Raw genomic sequence first — 16,587 nt, forward strand, 5'->3', positions numbered from 1 at the left:
CTCAATCGCAACGCAGGTTACCGGTAGGACCGGATCACTTGCCCTTGCGCAATTGCTGGACAGTACGCAGCTGAGCTGCAGCCTCGGCCAGACGTGCGGCAGCAGCGCCGTAGTCGAAGTCCGAGCCCTTAGTGTTCAGCGCGTTCTCGGCAGCCTTGAGGGCTTCCTGAGCCTGAGCTTCGTCCAGGTCGGCAGCACGTTGCACGGTGTCGGCAAGAACCTTGACCATGTTCGGCTGCACTTCGAGGAAGCCACCGGAGATGTAGAACACCTCTTGAGTGCCACCCTGCTTGGTCAGCGTGATCGGACCCGGCTTGAGATTGGTGATCAGCGGCGCGTGGCCTGGAGCGATACCCAGATCGCCCAGGTTGCCGTGCGCTACTACCATCTCGACCAGGCCGGAGAAGATCTCTCCCTCTGCGCTGACGATGTCGCAATGGACTGTCATAGCCATCTGCTTGCCTCAACCTGATTAGCGCCCCTTTCGGGGCGCCGGGATTACAGTTTCTTGGCTTTCTCGATCGCTTCGTCGATGCTGCCGACCATGTAGAACGCTTGTTCTGGCAGGTGGTCGTAGTCACCTTTGAGGATGCCGCTGAAGCCAGCGATGGTGTCCTTGAGCGAAACGTACTTGCCTGGCGAGCCGGTGAAGACTTCGGCCACGAAGAACGGCTGCGACAGGAAGCGCTGGATCTTACGAGCGCGGGCAACCAGTTGCTTGTCGGCTTCGGACAGCTCGTCCATACCCAGGATCGCGATGATGTCCTTGAGCTCTTTGTAGCGCTGCAGAACATACTGAACGCCACGAGCGGTCTCGTAGTGCTCGGTGCCGATCACGTTCGGGTCCAGCTGGCGCGAAGTCGAGTCCAGTGGGTCGACCGCTGGGTAGATACCCAGGGAGGCGATGTCACGGGACAGAACGACGGTGGCGTCCAAGTGGGCGAAGGTGGTCGCTGGCGACGGGTCGGTCAGGTCGTCCGCAGGTACGTATACGGCCTGAACGGAGGTGATCGAACCTTCTTTGGTCGAAGTGATGCGCTCTTGCAGAACGCCCATCTCTTCAGCCAGGGTCGGCTGGTAACCTACTGCCGAAGGCATACGGCCCAGCAGTGCGGATACTTCGGTACCGGCCAGGGTGTAACGATAGATGTTGTCGACGAACAGCAGAACGTCGTTACCTTCGTCACGGAACTTCTCAGCCATGGTCAGGCCGGTCAGCGCAACGCGCAGACGGTTTCCTGGTGGCTCGTTCATCTGACCGTAGACCAGCGCTACCTTGTCGAGAACGTTGGAGTCCTTCATCTCGTGGTAGAAGTCGTTACCCTCACGAGTACGCTCACCCACACCAGCGAACACGGAGTAACCGCTGTGTTCCATGGCGATGTTACGGATCAGTTCCATCATGTTTACGGTCTTGCCGACACCGGCACCACCGAACAGACCAACCTTACCACCCTTGGCGAACGGGCAAACCAGGTCGATAACCTTGATGCCGGTTTCCAGCAGGTCGTTGCCGCCTGCCTGGTCAGCGAACGAAGGCGCTGGCTGGTGGATACCGCGACGCTCTTCTTCGCCGATCGGGCCGGCTTCGTCGATCGGGTTGCCGAGGACGTCCATGATACGGCCCAGAGTGGCCTTACCCACTGGAACGGAGATGGCCGCGCCGGTATCGACGACGTCCAGACCGCGCTTCAGGCCTTCGGTCGAGCCCATCGCAATGGTACGAACCACGCCGTCGCCCAGCTGCTGCTGAACTTCCAGGGTGGTTTCCGCGCCTTGTACTTTCAGCGCGTTGTAAACACTCGGCACGACGTCACGTGGGAATTCCACGTCGATGACGGCGCCGATGATTTGAACGATACGTCCGCTACTCATAGCTGGATCCTCTGAATTTTTGAACCGTTAAACCGCGGCAGCGCCGCCGACGATTTCCGAGATCTCCTGGGTGATCGCAGCCTGACGCGCCTTGTTGTAGATCAATTGCAGCTCTTTGATCAAATCACCGGCGTTGTCTGTGGCGTTCTTCATGGCGATCATCCGGGCCGCTTGTTCAGCAGCGTTGTTCTCGACCACCGCCTGGTATACCTGCGACTCCACGTAACGCACCATCAAGCCGTCCAGCAGCTCTTTTGCGTCGGGTTCGTACAGGTAATCCCAGTGATGCTTGAGATCCTGATCCGGGGTTGCCACCAACGGTACCAATTGCTCGACCGTCGGTTTTTGGGTCATGGTGTTGATGAACTTGTTCGAAACCACCGAGAGGCGATCGATACGGCCATCGAGGTAGGCGTCCAGCATCACTTTGACGGAGCCGATCAGATCGTTGATCGATGGCTCTTCGCCCAGGTGGCTGATCGCGGCTACGACGTTGCCGCCAAAGATGCGGAAGAAAGTCGCACCCTTGCTGCCGATCACGCACAGGTCGATTTCCACGCCCTGTTCGCGGTTTGCGCTCATGTCCTTGACCAGGGCCTTGAACAGGTTGGTATTCAAGCCACCGCACAGACCACGGTCACTGCTCACCACGATATAACCGGCGCGCTTTACAGGGCGCTCGATCATGAACGGGTGGCGGTATTCCGGGTTGGCGTTGGCCAGATGACCGATCACCTGGCGGATACGCTCCGCGTAAGGACGGCTAGCAGCCATGCGCATTTGTGCTTTGCGCATTTTGCTGACCGCCACTTTCTCCATGGCGCTGGTAATTTTTTGCGTGCTTTTGATGCTCGCAATCTTACTGCGAATCTCTTTTGCGCCTGCCATGTATCACCTATCAGGTTAGCAAGCGGGGGCCGGAGCCCCCGCTGCGGCTTACCAGGTCTGGGTGGCCTTGAACTTCTCGATACCAGCTTTCATGCCAGCGTCGATTTCGTCGTTGAAGTCACCTTTCACGTTGATCTTGGCCAACAGCTCGGCGTGATCGCGGTGGAAGTAGGCGATCAGCGCTTGCTCGAAGCTGCCGACCTTGGAGACTTCTACGTCAGTCAGGAAACCACGCTCAGCGGCGTACAGCGACAGGGCCATGTCGGCGATCGACATTGGCGCGTACTGCTTCTGCTTCATCAGCTCGGTAACGCGCTGACCATGCTCCAGCTGCTTGCGGGTAGCCTCGTCCAGATCCGAAGCGAACTGGGCGAATGCAGCCAGTTCACGGTACTGAGCCAGTGCGGTACGGATACCGCCGGACAGTTTCTTGATGATCTTGGTCTGAGCGGCACCACCTACACGGGATACCGAAACACCGGCGTTCACTGCTGGGCGGATGCCCGAGTTGAACATGGCCGATTCCAGGAAGATCTGACCGTCGGTGATCGAGATCACGTTGGTCGGAACGAACGCGGAAACGTCGCCAGCCTGGGTTTCGATGATCGGCAGGGCGGTCAGGGAACCGGTCTTGCCAGTCACTGCGCCGTTGGTGAACTTCTCGACGTACTCTTCCGAAACGCGCGATGCACGCTCCAGCAGACGGGAGTGGAGATAGAACACGTCGCCTGGGTACGCTTCACGTCCTGGTGGACGGCGCAGCAGCAGGGAGATCTGACGGTAGGCAACAGCCTGCTTGGACAGGTCATCGTAGACGATCAGGGCATCTTCACCGCGGTCACGGAAGAACTCGCCCATGGTGCAGCCGGCGTATGGCGCCAGGAACTGCAGTGCGGCGGATTCCGAAGCACTGGCAACGACCACGATGGTGTTGGCCAGGGCGCCGGCTTCTTCGAGCTTGCGAACGATGTTGGCAACGGTCGAACGCTTTTGGCCGACAGCCACATAAACACAGAAAATACCGGAGTCTTTCTGGTTGATGATGGCGTCGATGGCCATGGCGGTCTTGCCGATCTGGCGGTCACCGATGATCAGCTCGCGCTGGCCACGGCCGACTGGGATCATGGCGTCGACGGACTTGTAGCCAGTCTGTACAGGCTGGTCTACCGACTTACGCCAGATCACGCCTGGGGCCACTTTCTCGACCGCGTCGGTCTGGGTGTTGCCCAGCGGACCTTTGCCGTCGATCGGGTTGCCCAGTGCGTCAACGACGCGACCCAGCAGTTCCTTACCAACCGGAACTTCCAGGATGCGGCCGGTGCACTTGGCGCTCATGCCTTCGGCGAGGGTGTCATAGGCACCCAGGATCACTGCACCTACGGAGTCTTGCTCCAGGTTCAGTGCCATGCCGAACACGCTGCCAGGGAACTCGATCATTTCGCCGTACATGACGTCGGCCAGACCGTGGATCCGCACGATACCGTCGGATACCGAAACAACGGTACCTTCGTTACGGGCTTGGGAGCCGACATCGAGTTTCTCGATGCGACCCTTGATGATTTCACTAATTTCGGAAGGATTGAGTTGCTGCATTGCTCTGCTGCCCCTTCAAACTCAAGATTTCAATGCTTCGGCCAGTTTCGCGATCTTGCCGCGAACCGAGCCATCGATTACCAGGTCGCCGGCGCGGATGACGACGCCGCCGATCAGGCTGGCATCCTCCGACGCGTGCAGGCGCACTTCCCGGCTGAGCCGTGCACTGAGAACCTTGGCGAGTTTGTCTTGCTGTTCTTGGTTCAACGCAAAAGCACTGGTGACTTCCACGTCCACGGATTTCTCTTGCTCGGCCTTGTACAGGTCGAACAGAGCGGCGATCTCCGGAAGAAGCAGGAGACGGTCGTTTTCCGCGGCAACATGAATGAAATTCTGTGCCTGTACATCGAACTTGTCACCGCACACTTCAATGAATGCGGCGGCCTTTTCTGCGCTAGTCAGTTGCGGGGCCTTGAGCAGGCGCTGCATGGTGCCGTCTTCCGACACCGCAGCAGCCAGGCCGAGCATGGCTGACCAATTGGCCAGTTGCTGCTGGGCCTGGGCGTGCTCGAAAGCTGCCTTAGCGTAAGGTCGGGCCAACGTGGTCAGTTCTGCCATGATCGCCCTCGCTTAAATTTCAGCGGCCAGTTTGTTAACCAGCTCCGCATGCGCGTTTTGATCGATTGTGGCGCCAAGGATCTTTTCAGCGCCGCCAACGGCCAGGGCACCCACTTGGGCACGCAGGGCGTCTTTGATGCTGTTGAGTTCCTGTTCGATCTCGGCTTGAGCCTGAGCCTTCACACGGTCAGCTTCGACGCGAGCCTGATCACGGGCTTCCTCGACAAGCTGAGCAGCGCGTTTCTTGCTTTGCTCAATGATTTCGGCTGCCTGTGCTTTTGCTTCACGCAGTTGCTGACCCGCTTTCTCTTGGGCCAGCTCCAGGTCGCGAGCTGCGCGGTTGGCAGCGTCCAAGCCGTCGGCAATCTTCTTTTGGCGCTCGTGCAGAGCAGTGATGACCGGAGGCCATACATACTTCATGCAGAACAGCACAAAAATCAGAAAAGCAACGGATTGGCCAATCAGGGTTGCATTAATGTTCACGCCAACACCTCGCTCGGTCTTTGTCCATCACACCAATCAACTCGTAAAAACGAGTGATTAGCCGGCGATCTGACCAACGAAGGGATTCGCGAAGGTGAAGAACAGAGCGATACCAACACCGATCATGGTTACGGCGTCGAGCAGACCGGCAACGATGAACATTTTGACCTGCAGCATCGGAACCATCTCAGGCTGACGAGCAGCGCCTTCCAGGAACTTGCCGCCCAGCAGGCCGAAACCAATGGCGGTACCCAGAGCACCCAGGCCGATCAGCAGAGCAACAGCGATAGCGGTCAGACCAACTACAGTTTCCATCTTTCCTCCCGACTTTTACGTCGTATTGGTTAGGTTTTTTAATTGAAGCGGTAAAACAAATCGTTTGAAACAACTGCCCTTGCGGACTTTTTCAGTCTTCCCCCCGAACAGGCGGGGAAGACTATCAGACACGCCAGGCGGTCTTAATGGTTATCTTCGTGCGCCATCGACAGGTAGACGATGGTGAGCATCATGAAGATGAATGCTTGCAGCGTGATGATCAGGATGTGGAACACCGCCCACGCCCATTGCAGCACCACACCCAGGCCGCTGAGCCAGAGGATGCCGGTGCCGAACATCACGGCGATCAGGATGAACACCAGCTCGCCGGCATACATGTTGCCGAACAGACGCAGTGCCAGGGAGATCGGTTTGGCGATCAGGGTGACGAATTCCAGCAGGAAGTTCACCGGGATCAGCAGGATCTGCACGAAGATGTTCTTGCTACCGAACGGGTGGAGCGTGAGCTCACCGATGAAGCCGCCGATGCCCTTGACCTTGATGCTGTAGAAGATGATCAGCGCGAACACGCTCAGGGCCATGCCCAGGGTGGCGTTCGGGTCGGTGGTCGATACGGCACGGAACGGAATGTGCGGATCGCCCGAGATCAGGATCGCCAGCTGCGGAATCCAGTCGACCGGTACCAGGTCGATGGCGTTCATCAGGAACACCCAGACGAAGATGGTCAGGGCCAGCGGTGCGATGACCGGGCTACGACCGTGGAACGAGTCCTTCACGCTGCCGTGAACGAAGTCGACCAGTACTTCGACGAAGTTCTGCAGGGCGCCAGGCTGACCGGAGGTCGCCTTCTTGGCCGCCATGCGGAAGATGAACAGGAAGATCAGACCCAGTGCAACGGACCAGCCCAGGGTGTCCAGGTGGAATGCCCAGAAGCCCATTGCCTTGGCTTCGGCAGCCGAATGGGCCAGGCCCCAACTGCCGTCTGGTAGTTGACCGTAGGTCAGGTTCTGCAAGTGGTGCTGGATATAGCCCGAAGCGGTTTCTGCTGCCATGGTTGCCTCAAACGCCCTAAGGTCTCGAAAGTCTTTTATTCATCAGCAGTGGCGCGAACCAGCTGACCGTGAGAGTCAGCAGGAAGACGCCGAATACTGCTAACGGCGCCAGTGGCTTCACTCCTGCAAAGGTCAGTGCGAACAGCACTGCCGTCAAAATCAATTTGCCTGCCTCGCCTGCGTAGAACGACTTGACGATGGCCTGCGCCGCCCGGGCTCCGCTGAAGCGAAAAGCCTTCCAGGCGAAATACACGTTGGGCAGCCAGCCGATCAAGCCTCCACAGAGGCCCGAATAACCGCTGACCTTGCCCTGCCACTGCCACAACACCAACGTTGCCAGCAATAACACCCCAAATTGAGCCAGCAGTACCGGGAAAACCGCCCAGCGATGGAAAGGCAGGCGGTTTGGCGTGCGGATTTCCATCAAAACTGCTCCTCGAAAGTCGACTGCCCAGTCAGCTATGACTTGGCATAATTTGTGCCGACAAAATGCGCGCAGAGTATAGGGGTGGATTAACCCCTATTCAACTCTTGGGTAGTGATTTCCGACTGCGCGCTACAACGGGAATTGTTTCAGCGGATGTGAGCAAGTACACCCTGAAGCTCGTCGAGGGAGTTGTAGCGAATGACCAACTGGCCCTTGCCCTTGTCGCCATGGCGAATCTGCACCGAAGAGCCCAGGCGCTCTGCCAGCCGCTGTTCCAGCCGGGCAATATCCGGATCAGGTTTGCTCGATTCCACCGGCTCAGGCTTGCCGTTGAGCCACTGACGCACCAGTGCCTCGGTTTGGCGCACGGTGAGGCCTCGTGCGACAACATGTCGCGCCCCTTCTTCCTGCCTGCTTTCCTCAAGCCCCAGCAATGCGCGCGCATGGCCCATTTCCAGGTCGCCGTGGGCGAGCATGGTCTTGATCGCCTCAGGGAGGCTGATCAGGCGCAGCAGGTTGGCTACGGTGACGCGCGACTTGCCCACGGCATCGGCCACCTGTTGCTGGGTCAGCTCGAACTCCTGCTGCAACCGCTGCAGGGCAAGGGCTTCTTCCAGCGGGTTGAGATCCTCGCGCTGGATGTTCTCGATCAGCGCCATCGCGATGGCTGCTTCGTCAGGCACTTCACGGACCATGGCCGGAATAGTGTCCAGACCAGCCTGCTGGGTGGCGCGCCAGCGACGCTCACCGGCGATGATCTCGTAGCGGCCTTCGCCAATCGGGCGAACCACGATCGGCTGCATCACACCATGATTGCGGATCGAATGCGCCAGCTCTTCCAGCGCCTCCGGGTCCATGTCACGGCGAGGTTGGTACTTGCCACGCTGGATCAGTTCGACCGGCAGGCGCTGCAGTTCCTTCTGGTCGACCGTGACAGCCTGCTCTTCGAGCGCGCTGACGGAAGGACCACTGAGCAGTGCATCCAACCCACGTCCGAGACCGCGTTTCTTGATGGCCATGCGGATTCCTTAAGTTGTTTGTGCAGTGCGGGATTGACGGCGCTGACGGCGCACCAGTTCACCAGCCAGGGCCAGGTAGGCGAGCGCACCACGTGATTGCTTGTCGTAGGCCAGCGCCGGCATACCGAAGCTCGGAGCCTCGGCCAGGCGAATATTGCGCGGAATCACGGTGTCGTAGAGCTGATCGCCGAAATGCTCCTTGAGCTGGGCCGAAACATCGTTGTTCAGGCTCAGGCGCGGGTCGTACATGGTCCTCAGCAGGCCTTCGATCTTCAGCTCCGGGTTCAACCGGGCAGCGATGCGCTTGATGTTATCCACAAGGTCGCTCAGGCCTTCCAGCGCGTAGTACTCGCACTGCATGGGGATAATCACGCCATCGGAAGCGACCAGGGCGTTCAGCGTCAGCATCGACAACGACGGCGGGCAGTCGATGAGGATGTAGTCGTAGTTGTCGCGGATAGGCGCCAGCGCGTTGCGCAGGCGGCTCTCCTTCATCTGCATTTCCAGCAGCACCACCTCTGCGGCGGTGAGGTCACGGTTGGCGGGCAACAGCTGGAAGCCGCCGTGCTCGGAGTACTGCATGGCCTGGGCCAGGTCGCATTCCCCGATCAACAGGTCGTACACCGAGTGCTCGAGCTCGTGTTTATCCACACCGCTGCCCATGGTGGCGTTGCCCTGTGGATCGAGGTCGATCAGCAGCACGCGACGCTTGGTCGCGGCCAGCGATGCGGCGAGATTGATGCAGGTAGTGGTCTTGCCGACACCACCTTTCTGGTTCGCGATTGCGAATACCTTAGCCATTGTTGCGTGTGTTCCCAGTCAAGCCTTGCGGCGCAGTATCAGCAGATGGCGCTGGCCCTGGCAACCTGGGACGGTCAGGGCCTGCTCGCTTTCCACTGTGAAGTCTGCGGGCAATGCTACCAGTTCATCGGCAGGATGCAGCCCCTTCATTGCAAGCCATTGCGTTCGGGCGTCACCCAGGTGGCGGGTCCAGTTGGTGAAATTCTCCATGCTGCTGAAGGCGCGAGAGATGATGCCGCAGAACGGCTGCTCGGGCTGGACCTCTTCCACGCGGCTGTGGATAACCGTCAGGTTGTCGAGTTTCAGCTCCATCTTCACCTGCGTCAGGAAGCGGGTCTTCTTGCCGTTGCTGTCCAGCACCGTCACTTGCTTGTGCGGATGCAGGATAGCCAGCGGGATACCAGGCATGCCGCCGCCGCTGCCGACATCCAGCCAGCGCTGGGTGTCATTGTGGATAAACGGCATGACGCTGAGGCTGTCGAGCAGATGGCGCGACACCATCTCGTCCGGATCGCGCACTGCGGTCAGGTTGTAGGCCTTGTTCCATTTGATCAACAGGGCCAGGTACCCCAGCAGCAGTTCGTGCTGCTGCGCACTCAGCTCGACTCCAAGCTGGCGCGCACCTGTGGACAACTCTTCGGCATGTTGCGGGGTGACCAGGGAACTCAAGCGCTTTGCTCCAATTCGCGGCCAGCGCCGCGTTTTTTCAGGTGAATCAGCAACAGGGAAATTGCCGCCGGGGTAACGCCGGGAATACGCGAAGCCTGGCCGAGAGTTTCCGGACGGGTCTGGCCGAGCTTGCTCTGGATTTCCTTGGACAACCCGGAAATGCCAGCGTAGTCGATATCCACAGGCAGGCGAGTGTCTTCGCTGGCGCGCAGCCTGGCGATCTCGTCCTGCTGGCGATCGATGTAGCCAGCGTACTTGGTCTTGATCTCGACCTGTTCGGCCACCTGTGGATCGATTACATCGCCGCCTGTGGCTTCGATCAGCCCGGCGTAGTCGATCTCGGGGCGCGCCAGCAAGTTGAGCAGGTTGTACTCGTGGGCCAACGGAGTACCGAACTTATCCACAACGGCCTGGCCTTGCGGCGTACCCGGGCGGATCCAGGTGCTCTTCATGCGCTGTTCTTCACGCTCGATGCCTTCGCGCTTGGCGGTGAAGGCGGCCCAGCGCTCATCGTCGACCAACCCCAGTTCGCGGCCTTTCTCGGTCAGACGCAGGTCAGCGTTGTCTTCGCGCAGGATCAGCCGGTATTCGGCACGCGAAGTGAACATGCGGTACGGCTCCTGGGTACCCAGGGTGATCAGGTCATCGACCAGCACGCCGATGTACGCCTCGTCACGGCGTGGGCACCAGCTTTCGCGCCCCTGCGCACGCAGCGCGGCGTTGGTGCCGGCCAGCAGGCCCTGCGCGCCGGCTTCTTCGTAGCCGGTGGTGCCGTTGATCTGACCTGCGAAGAACAAGCCGCCGATGACCTTGGTCTCGAGGCTGTACTTGAGATCACGCGGATCGAAGTAGTCGTACTCGATGGCATAACCCGGACGCACGATGTGCGCGTTCTCCATGCCACGGATCGAACGAACGATCTGCAGTTGCACATCGAACGGCAGCGAGGTCGAGATGCCGTTGGGATACAGCTCATGGGTGTTCAAGCCTTCCGGCTCGATGAATACCTGATGGCTTTCCTTGTCGGCGAAGCGATGGATCTTGTCCTCGATCGACGGGCAGTAGCGCGGGCCAATGCCTTCGATCACACCGGAATACATCGGTGAACGGTCGAGGTTCGAGGCGATGATCTCGTGGGTACGGGCGTTGGTGTGGGTGATCCAGCAACTGACCTGCCGCGGATGCATCTGGGCACTGCCCATGAACGACATCACCGGGATCGGGGTATCGCCTGGCTGTTCGCCCATCACCGAGAAATCTACCGAGCGGCCATCGATACGCGGCGGTGTGCCAGTTTTCAAACGGCCGACACGCAGCGGCAGCTCACGCAGACGATGAGCCAGGGCAATGGCGGGAGGATCACCTGCGCGGCCACCGGAGTAATTCTGCAGGCCGATGTGGATAAGTCCACCGAGGAAGGTGCCGGTAGTCAGCACCACAGAGTCGGCGAAGAAGCGCAGGCCCATCTGTGTCACCACACCCTTGACCTGGTCCTGCTCGACGATCAGGTCATCGCAGGACTGCTGGAATATCCACAGGTTCGGCTGGTTTTCCAGGATCTCGCGGACTACGGCCTTGTAGATGGCGCGGTCGGCCTGTGCACGGGTGGCGCGTACCGCCGGCCCCTTGCGGTTGTTCAGGATGCGGAACTGGATGCCGCTCTTGTCGGTAGCCAGCGCCATGGCGCCGCCGAGCGCATCGATTTCCTTGACCAGGTGGCTCTTGCCGATGCCACCGATGGCCGGGTTGCAACTCATGTGACCGAGGGTTTCCACGTTATGGGTCAGCAGCAGGGTTTTCACACCCATGCGTGCGGACGCAAGCGCAGCCTCGGTACCGGCATGGCCGCCGCCGATGACGATCACTTCAAAACGGGAAGGGAAATCCACCACGCACCTCGTGCCTGTTTTTGCGAATAGAGAAGGTAAGCCGACAAGTATAGGGACATCACCCGCTCTAGTGAAACCGTCTGAGCAAATTTTGACCAATCTGTGGATGAATGGCGGCAATAGAAATCAAAAAGGAAAAATTTATAAAAGCTTTGTTTTTATGTTTATTCTTAGGCGGCTATCCACATGTGGATAAGTGATTTGAGGCCAGTATTCATGATGCCTGTAGAGAATCATAACCCTGTGTCGAAGGTAGGCTGAGGGCTCTGGATAACAGCGTTTAACCTGTGGATTAAAGTTCGTGTTACCCACAGGTGGGTTTGTCCTCAGAAAAAAAGCCTGGTTATCAACGGACCTGAAGGGCAGTTTTCCACAGGGCTCCTGATGATCGTTTTAGCCTGTGGATGAGATTTACATGCGGGTGATCGAATCAAGAGAAGCCCGCTTCCGGGTTTCCGGCAGGCAAAAAAAAGCCGCTCCTCACTGGAGCGGCCTTGGTATTGCCGGGCTGTGCGTTACTTACCGATGCAGAAGCTCGAGAAGATCCTTCCGAGCAGGTCATCCGAGCTGAACGCACCGGTGATCTCTCCCAGGGCCTGCTGAGCCTGGCGCAGGTCCTCTGCCAGCAACTCACCGGCGCCAGCGAGTGTCAGTTGGGCATGACCATGATCAAGGTGTGCACTGGCCTGGCGCAGCGCATCCAGATGCCGCCTGCGTGCGCTGAAGCTGCTTTCCGCAGTCTGTTCATAACCCATGCAGGCTTTGAGGTGGTCACGCAGCAGATCCAGCCCCGTGGCATCGCCCTTTGCGCTGAGGGTGATCGTCACGTGGCCATCATCACTCTGCTCGATACCGGCGATCTCGCCACTCAGGTCGGCCTTGTTGCGAATCAGCGTGACCTTGGCCGGATCCGGCCGTTGATCGAGGAACTCGGGCCACAGTGCGAACGGATCGTTGGCCTCAGGCGCAGTGGAGTCCACCACCAGCAGCACCCGGTCAGCTTCGCCAATGGCCTTGAGAGCACGCTCCACACCGATCTTTTCCACGTGATCGTCGGTAGCGCGCAGTCCTGCGGTATCCACCACGTGCAGCGGCATGCCATCGATGTGGATATGTTCGCGCAGAATGTCCCGGGTGGTGCCGGCGATGTCTGTGACGATTGCCGCTTCGCGACCAGCCAACTGGTTGAGCAGGCTGGACTTGCCGGCATTCGGACGGCCGGCGATCACCACGGTCATGCCATCGCGCAGCAGCGCGCCTTGGCCAGCCTCGCGCTGCACTGTGGATAAGTCGTTCCTGACTGCTTCAAGCATTTTCAGCACGTGCCCGTCGGCCAGGAAATCGATTTCTTCTTCGGGAAAATCGATAGCTGCCTCGACATAGATCCGCAGTGCGATCAACGCCTCGGTCAATGCATGGACACGCTTGGAGAAGGCACCTTGCAGCGAACGCAGGGCATTGCGTGCGGCTTGGGTGGAACTGGCTTCGATCAGATCGGCGATCGCTTCAGCCTGGGCCAGGTCGAGCTTGTCGTTGAGGAACGCCCGCTCGCTGAACTCGCCAGGACGGGCAAGGCGGCAGCCCAATTCGACACAGCGCTGCAGCAGCATGTCGAGCACAACCGGCCCTCCATGCCCCTGCAGTTCCAGAACGTCTTCACCGGTGAACGAGTTGGGGCCAGGGAAGAACAGCGCGATACCTTCATCCAGGACCAGGCCATCGTCGCCACGGAAGGGCCCGTAGTGGGCATGGCGCGGGGTCAGTGTACGTCCGGTGATGGCCTGACCGGCCTGGCTCGCCAATGGCCCGGACAAACGGACGATACCGACGCCACCACGGCCCTGGGCGGTGGCGATGGCGGCAATGGTTTCACGCACGGTATTCATGCTCGAAAGCCTCTACGACAAAACGACGGATAGCAAAAACGCCCCACGAGGGGGCGTTTTTATTCACAGGCTAATGGATCGGCCTGTCAAGCAGCAGCTTTTTTGGTTGCTGCTTCGATGCGACGGGTGATGTACCACTGCTGAGTGATCGACAGGCAGTTGTTCACAACCCAGTACAGCACCAGACCAGCCGGGAACCACAGGAAGAAGAAGGTGAAGATGATTGGCATCATTTTCATGACCTTCGCCTGCATCGGATCCGGTGGCGTAGGGTTCAGACGCTGCTGGATGAACATGGTGGCGCCCATGATGATCGGCAGGATGAAGAACGGATCCTTGATCGACAGGTCGGTAATCCACAGCATCCAAGGGGCCTGGCGCATCTCGACGCTTTCCAGCAGTACCCAGTACAAGGCCAGGAACACTGGCATCTGCACCAGGATCGGCAGGCAGCCACCCAGCGGGTTGATCTTCTCTTTCTTGTACAGCTCCATCATCGCCTGGGACATCTTCTGGCGATCATCGCCGAAGCGTTCCTTGAGCTGGGCCAGTTTTGGCGCCACGGCACGCATGCGCGCCATCGAACGGTAGCTGGCAGCCGACAGCGGGAAGAACAGGCCCTTGATGAGCATGGTCAGGACGATGATCGACCAGCCCCAGTTACCCAGCAGGCTGTGGATATGTTGCAGCAGCCAGAAGATCGGCTGGGCAATGAACCACAGGAAGCCATAGTCGACGGTCAGTTCCAGGCCTGGGGACAACTCCTTGAGCTTGGACTGGATCTTCGGACCGGCATACAGTATGGCGCTGGTCTCGACCTTGCCGCCGGCAGGTACGCTCAGCGCAGGGCCGGTGTAGCCGATGATGTAGTTGCCCTGGCTGTCCTTGAAGGTGCGCATCACGTTGTTGTCCGACTTGGCCGGAATCCACGCAGTGACGAAGTAGTGCTGCAGCCAGGCGACCCACCCGCCAGACACATTTTCATTCAGATACGCTTTTTTGCCAGTCTTCTCAGCTTCGTTAGCCTTGTCGATATCCTTCATCGACACCTTTTTGTACGGCTCCGAACTTGTCCACAGGGCTGCGCCTAGGTAAGTCGCAGTGCCGGTAGCGGTACTCGAAGAAGGATCGGAACTAGCATCGCGCTTGAGCTGGGCAAACATGCTGCCGGTCCAGGGCGTGGCGCTCTGGTTGTCGATCAGGTAGCTGACGTTAAGGTCGTACTCACCGCGCTTGAAGCTGAAGCGCTTGATGTAGTTGACACCGTTGTCGCTGTACTTGAGGTCGACCACCAGTTGGTCCTGGCCGTTTGCCAGCTGGTAGCTCTTCTGCTCGGAGGCATACAGCGGGCGACCGGTAGAATGGGCGTCCGGACCGTTGGTCCCGATCAGACCGCTCTGGGCCACGTACAGGCGCTCACCGCCGTTGTCGAAAAGTTGGAAAGCGATGTCAGGATGATCCTGACGACGTGGGTACTTGGGCAGGGTCAGCTGGACGATATCGCCGCCGACCGGGTCGATAGCCAGGTCCAGGACATCGGTTTTTACTTGGATCAGGTCCTTGCTGACTGCGACTGGCGCAATTTCAGCAGAACTTGCATGGGCGTTGACGCTCGGCAGGTCGTCGCTGGCGCCGGTGTTTCCGGCCGCAACGGTGTCCGGCAGGGCCGGTGCAGCGTTGTTGGCCGCCGTGTGCTGAGTCGGCAAGGCTGCCTGACCATAGTCCTGGTTCCACTTGAGGACCAGAACGTAGGACACGATTGCCAGGGCGACGATCAGGATCGTGCGTTTAATATCCATGATTACTCGGCTATCGAAGAAGTTCGGGAGGAAGGAGCAGGCGGGACGGGATCGAAACCGCCATCATTCCACGGATGACAACGACCCAGGCGACGAACGGCAAGCCACCCGCCACGCAAGAGGCCATGGTTTTCTATGGCTTCGTACGCGTAACAGGAGCAGCTGGGGTAGAAACGACAGTGACTGGCCATCAGAGGACTAATGGCGTAACGGTAGAACTGGATCGGAACGAGGGCCAGTTTACGCATCGTGACTGTCTACCCGTGCGGAATCGGCAAGTACCGCTGGAGAGGGCCTACTGCGGGCCAGGCGCTTCCAGAGTTTGCCAAAGTGTTGGTGCAATTCTGGGTTTTCTATCTCACCCAACCCCTTGCGCGCGACGATCACGATATCCAGTCCAGCCAGACTTTGCTGGTTCAGACGGAAAGAGTCGCGCATCAGGCGTTTGAGGCGGTTGCGTTGAACGGCGAGCTTGACGCTCTTCTTGCCGATCACCAGGCCGAGGCGTGGATGATCGAGGCCGTTCTCGCGGGCAAGGATGAGCAGGCTTTTCCCTGGAACCTTGCCGGTTGGGGAGTCGAAGACTGCTTTGAAATGCCGGGGTGTAAGCAGTCGCTTATCCCGACTGAAGTCCTGACTCACCACCTGTGCCGAAAAATCAAATTGCCAGACGCTTACGGCCTTTGGCACGACGACGCGACAGAACAGCGCGGCCGTTCTTGGTGGCCATACGGGCACGGAAACCGTGGGTGCGCGCGCGCTTGATGGTGCTTGGTTGGAAAGTACGTTTCATGGCGTGTTACCTGGGTTGTCGACAACGGGCCGGGATGGCCCCCTTTTTAAGAGACCGGCGATTCTAGAGAAAGCAAGACGATAGGTCAATTTCCAACCAGCATTCCTTATAGGCGGCCTTTCCTTCTGGCTGGTCGAGAGAGCAGTTGATTCACACCGAACAGATGCTCAACATGAAAAAAAAGAGAGACATATAGAAAGCTTTTCTGAAGAACTTATAGATCTTAAGTGGATAAGTATCTGTGGATAACCTTCTGCAGGCCACAAGCTATCGACTGTACAGAGAATCATAAGTATGTCGGTAACAGGTGCTTTGGCTGTGCCGGAACCGCGGAAAAGCTGTGGACGGAAGTGGTGTTTATCCACAGATGAATTATCCACAGGGTTGAGCCCTGGGTTGTGCATAGGCCTCACGTGCCGTTATCCACAGGGCTTATATTCGACTTGCAGGGGCGTTTTTGCCTCTAAATGACTGATTTGGCACAGCTCAACACGCCACGACATGTGGATAAGTGAATGCTCGCCCGGTACAATGGCGGTTTGTTTTTGCCTCATCCGGCTTTCAACTCAGGGGATATCC

The 16,587-nt window shown here is 58.7% G+C and carries 18 protein-coding genes; all 18 read right to left on the reverse strand.

Annotated elements, in window-relative coordinates:
• Window positions 1-34: 34 nt before the first annotated feature.
• A complete protein-coding gene (locus ACTYOL_RS27530; RefSeq protein WP_054893003.1) occupies window positions 35-454 on the reverse strand; it encodes a F0F1 ATP synthase subunit epsilon in 420 nt (139 codons plus the stop codon).
• A gap of 44 nt (window positions 455-498) precedes the next feature.
• Window positions 499-1,875 (reverse strand): F0F1 ATP synthase subunit beta, encoded by a 1,377-nt coding sequence (gene atpD, locus ACTYOL_RS27535; protein ID WP_054893004.1) that lies wholly within the window; start codon window positions 1,873-1,875, stop codon window positions 499-501.
• Between the two features lie 27 nt (window positions 1,876-1,902).
• Entirely contained in the window at window positions 1,903-2,763 is an 861-nt protein-coding gene (gene atpG / locus ACTYOL_RS27540) for a F0F1 ATP synthase subunit gamma (RefSeq protein ID WP_003253195.1), read from the reverse strand.
• A gap of 48 nt (window positions 2,764-2,811) precedes the next feature.
• A complete protein-coding gene (gene atpA / locus ACTYOL_RS27545; RefSeq protein WP_054893006.1) occupies window positions 2,812-4,356 on the reverse strand; it encodes a F0F1 ATP synthase subunit alpha in 1,545 nt (514 codons plus the stop codon).
• A gap of 21 nt (window positions 4,357-4,377) precedes the next feature.
• Window positions 4,378-4,914 carry a F0F1 ATP synthase subunit delta gene (locus tag ACTYOL_RS27550; protein ID WP_054893007.1) on the reverse strand — a complete coding sequence of 179 codons (537 nt, stop codon included), beginning with the start codon at window positions 4,912-4,914 and terminating at the stop codon, window positions 4,378-4,380.
• 12 nt (window positions 4,915-4,926) lie between these two features.
• Window positions 4,927-5,397 carry a F0F1 ATP synthase subunit B gene (locus ACTYOL_RS27555; protein ID WP_054893008.1) on the reverse strand — a complete coding sequence of 157 codons (471 nt, stop codon included), beginning with the start codon at window positions 5,395-5,397 and terminating at the stop codon, window positions 4,927-4,929.
• 57 nt (window positions 5,398-5,454) lie between these two features.
• Complete coding sequence (gene atpE, locus ACTYOL_RS27560) at window positions 5,455-5,712, reverse strand: F0F1 ATP synthase subunit C (RefSeq protein ID WP_003097235.1); 258 nt, start codon at window positions 5,710-5,712, stop codon at window positions 5,455-5,457.
• 143 nt (window positions 5,713-5,855) lie between these two features.
• Window positions 5,856-6,725, reverse strand: a complete 870-nt coding sequence (gene atpB / locus ACTYOL_RS27565; protein ID WP_054893009.1) for a F0F1 ATP synthase subunit A — start codon at window positions 6,723-6,725, stop codon at window positions 5,856-5,858.
• A gap of 16 nt (window positions 6,726-6,741) precedes the next feature.
• The gene (locus tag ACTYOL_RS27570) at window positions 6,742-7,149 is read right to left on the reverse strand and encodes a F0F1 ATP synthase subunit I (protein ID WP_054893010.1); all 408 of its coding nucleotides are present in this window, start codon (window positions 7,147-7,149) and stop codon (window positions 6,742-6,744) included.
• A gap of 149 nt (window positions 7,150-7,298) precedes the next feature.
• Window positions 7,299-8,171, reverse strand: a complete 873-nt coding sequence (locus tag ACTYOL_RS27575) for a ParB/RepB/Spo0J family partition protein (RefSeq protein WP_054893011.1) — start codon at window positions 8,169-8,171, stop codon at window positions 7,299-7,301.
• A gap of 9 nt (window positions 8,172-8,180) precedes the next feature.
• The gene (locus tag ACTYOL_RS27580) at window positions 8,181-8,972 is read right to left on the reverse strand and encodes a ParA family protein (RefSeq protein ID WP_063541904.1); all 792 of its coding nucleotides are present in this window, start codon (window positions 8,970-8,972) and stop codon (window positions 8,181-8,183) included.
• Window positions 8,973-8,990: 18 nt separating this feature from the next.
• A complete protein-coding gene (gene rsmG / locus ACTYOL_RS27585; protein ID WP_065864647.1) occupies window positions 8,991-9,641 on the reverse strand; it encodes a 16S rRNA (guanine(527)-N(7))-methyltransferase RsmG in 651 nt (216 codons plus the stop codon).
• Complete coding sequence (gene mnmG / locus ACTYOL_RS27590; protein ID WP_063541908.1) at window positions 9,638-11,530, reverse strand: tRNA uridine-5-carboxymethylaminomethyl(34) synthesis enzyme MnmG; 1,893 nt, start codon at window positions 11,528-11,530, stop codon at window positions 9,638-9,640. Before mnmG ends, rsmG begins: the two co-directional genes overlap by 4 nt.
• 515 nt (window positions 11,531-12,045) lie before the next feature.
• Window positions 12,046-13,416 carry a tRNA uridine-5-carboxymethylaminomethyl(34) synthesis GTPase MnmE gene (gene mnmE, locus ACTYOL_RS27595; RefSeq protein WP_444757377.1) on the reverse strand — a complete coding sequence of 457 codons (1,371 nt, stop codon included), beginning with the start codon at window positions 13,414-13,416 and terminating at the stop codon, window positions 12,046-12,048.
• A gap of 86 nt (window positions 13,417-13,502) precedes the next feature.
• Window positions 13,503-15,215, reverse strand: coding sequence for a membrane protein insertase YidC (gene yidC / locus ACTYOL_RS27600; protein ID WP_444757378.1), 1,713 nt, complete (start codon window positions 15,213-15,215; stop codon window positions 13,503-13,505).
• A gap of 2 nt (window positions 15,216-15,217) precedes the next feature.
• Window positions 15,218-15,463: a membrane protein insertion efficiency factor YidD gene (gene yidD / locus ACTYOL_RS27605; RefSeq protein WP_011536514.1), complete on the reverse strand. Its 246-nt coding sequence runs from the start codon at window positions 15,461-15,463 to the stop codon at window positions 15,218-15,220.
• The gene (gene rnpA / locus ACTYOL_RS27610) at window positions 15,456-15,860 is read right to left on the reverse strand and encodes a ribonuclease P protein component (protein WP_082420920.1); all 405 of its coding nucleotides are present in this window, start codon (window positions 15,858-15,860) and stop codon (window positions 15,456-15,458) included. Before rnpA ends, yidD begins: the two co-directional genes overlap by 8 nt.
• Window positions 15,861-15,873: 13 nt before the next feature.
• Window positions 15,874-16,008, reverse strand: a complete 135-nt coding sequence (rpmH, locus tag ACTYOL_RS27615; RefSeq protein WP_003253163.1) for a 50S ribosomal protein L34 — start codon at window positions 16,006-16,008, stop codon at window positions 15,874-15,876.
• Window positions 16,009-16,587 lie beyond the last annotated feature (579 nt).

Source organism: Pseudomonas sp. A014, assembly GCF_052378495.1.
Classification (GTDB): Bacteria; Pseudomonadota; Gammaproteobacteria; order Pseudomonadales; family Pseudomonadaceae; genus Aquipseudomonas; species Aquipseudomonas machongensis.